The 2,015-nt window shown below is 70.1% G+C and carries 2 protein-coding genes and 1 pseudogene; 2 read left to right on the forward strand and 1 reads right to left on the reverse strand.

The genetic code is table 11. From position 1 onward, the window contains the following. Nucleotides 1-272 (forward strand): annotated as a pseudogene (locus L810_RS43170) (efflux transporter outer membrane subunit); the annotation flags it as partial. 116 nt (nt 273-388) lie between these two features. Beyond that, complete coding sequence (locus L810_RS43175; RefSeq protein ID WP_021164362.1) at nt 389-1,417, forward strand: MerR family transcriptional regulator; 1,029 nt, start codon at nt 389-391, stop codon at nt 1,415-1,417. 57 nt (nt 1,418-1,474) lie between these two features. Here the strand turns inward: L810_RS43175 and L810_RS48280 are convergent. Next, on the reverse strand, nt 1,475-2,015 hold a 541-nt coding region (locus L810_RS48280; RefSeq protein WP_042978454.1), incomplete at its 5' end, for a hypothetical protein.

Genomic DNA, 2,015 nt, shown 5'->3' on the forward strand with positions numbered 1-2,015 from the left:
GCGTGCGGCTCGGCGCGCTGCCGCCGTCGGCCGCGCGCGCCAGCGAGCTGCAGTATCGCAATGCACGGCTCGACGAGATCCGCGCGACCGGCGCGCGGTTCGCGGATACCGCGCGGCTCTACCAGGCGATGGGCACGCCGCCGGTCGACAAGGGCGGGCCGTCCGGCAAGGCCGGCGACACCAACGCCGCCGGCGACGGCGCACCCGGCCAGCAGGCGCACGCCGCCACCGTCGATACCGCCGCCACCTACACGCCGCCTTCGCCGCAATAAGCCGGCCCGCCATCGCGTGCGCGCGGAATCCCGCGCGCACGCCTCCCCATCTTCCGCTTGACCCTCACGTAGCGTAACGTTCGAGACTCCAGTGCGCGTACCGAACGGAGGAACGAATGCGACTGAAAGTGGGAGAACTGGCGAAACGCAGCGGGCTGACCGTCCGCACGCTTCATCACTATCACGCGATCGGTCTGCTGACGCCTTCGGCGCGCGCCGACAACGGCTACCGGCTGTACGACCGCCGCGACATCGCCCGGCTCCACCAGATCCAGGCGCTGCGTCGCTTCGGCCTGTCGCTCACCGAAATCGGCGACCACCTGAACCAGCCCGGCACGCCGCTCGTCGATCTCGTCGCGAAGCAGATCGCGCTGCTCGACCGCCAGCTCGCGCAGACCGCGCAGCTGCGCGAGCGCCTCGTGAGCCTGCATGCGCAGCTCGCCGCGGGCACGGAGCCGGAGCTGGCCGATTGGCTCACCACACTGGAGTTGATGACCGTGTACGACAAGTATTTTTCCGAGGAAGAACTCGCGCGCCTGCCGATGTACCAGAAAAGCCAGGCGGGCGACGCCGAATGGATCGCACTCGTCGACGAAGTGCGCGCGCTGCACGACGCGGGCGTACCCGCCGAGGACGAACGCCCCCGTGCGCTCGCCAGTCGCTGGATGACGCTGCTCGTGCGCGACACGAACAACGACCCGCGGCTGCTGGCGAAGCTGAACCTGATGCACGAGCACGAACCGGCGATGCAGTCGAAGATCGGCATTTCGACCGCGCTGCGCGACTATGTGCTGCGTGCGTCGTCCGAAAACAAGATGCGGATCTTCGAGAAGTATCTCGCGCCGGACGAGATCCGCTTCATGCGCGCGCACTACGGCGAACGCGCGATGGAATGGCCGCAACTGATGGGCGACGTGCGCGACGCGATCGATGCGGGTACCCGACCTGCTTCGCCGGAAGGCCGCGCGCTTGCGCAGCGCTGGCTCGAGCTGTTCTGCAGCTACGCCGGCCACGATCCGGCCACGCACGCGAAATTCCGCGCGGCGATGATGAACGAGCCTGCATTGACGCAGGATACGTGGGCCGACGACACGCTGATCGGTTTCGTGCGGGAGGCGATGGCGCAGCTTGCGCCCGCGCGCTGAACGCGTTGAGCGCATGAAGGTGCAGGCGGCACGCGGGTTTCCCGCGTGCCGCCCGTTTCACCATTTGCAGCCCGTGTCGCGCACCGCATCCAGCGCGAGCATCGGCAATGCCAGCAGGCCCGCGCGTGAATACGCGTGACGGCAGTCGGTGCGACGGGCATTCGACACGCCGTCGGCCAGCCTCGCGTCGACGCTGTCACGGCGCGCGGCCACGCCGCCGGACGACGCGCCCAATGCCCCGACCGCCGCCTGCGCCGGACTGCGCGCCGCCGCATGCCGCGAGCCGATCGCGTCCAGATCGCGGCGCCAGTCGAGATCGGGGCCCGATGCGGGCTCGGGATCGGGGTCGCGTCGGGTCGCGATTGCACCGGCACGCGTTTCACCTTGCCGATGCGAAACGCCCTCCGTATTCGAAGACGGCCGCGTCGTCATGCGCGACACCACAACCGCGGCGGATCGTTTCGTCGATGACACGGCGCCCTCGGCACCGCGCCCACTCGCGGCGGGCCCGGTTCGCCCCGCGTCAGGCACGCCCGCCACGGGCACCGGCCGCGCGGGAATCAGCTCGACGCGCAGCGCGAGCCGGGGCCGCGCCCCG

Origin of the sequence: Burkholderia sp. AU4i (genome assembly GCF_000466765.1) — a bacterium.
GTDB classification, from domain to species: Bacteria; Pseudomonadota; Gammaproteobacteria; order Burkholderiales; family Burkholderiaceae; genus Burkholderia; species Burkholderia cepacia.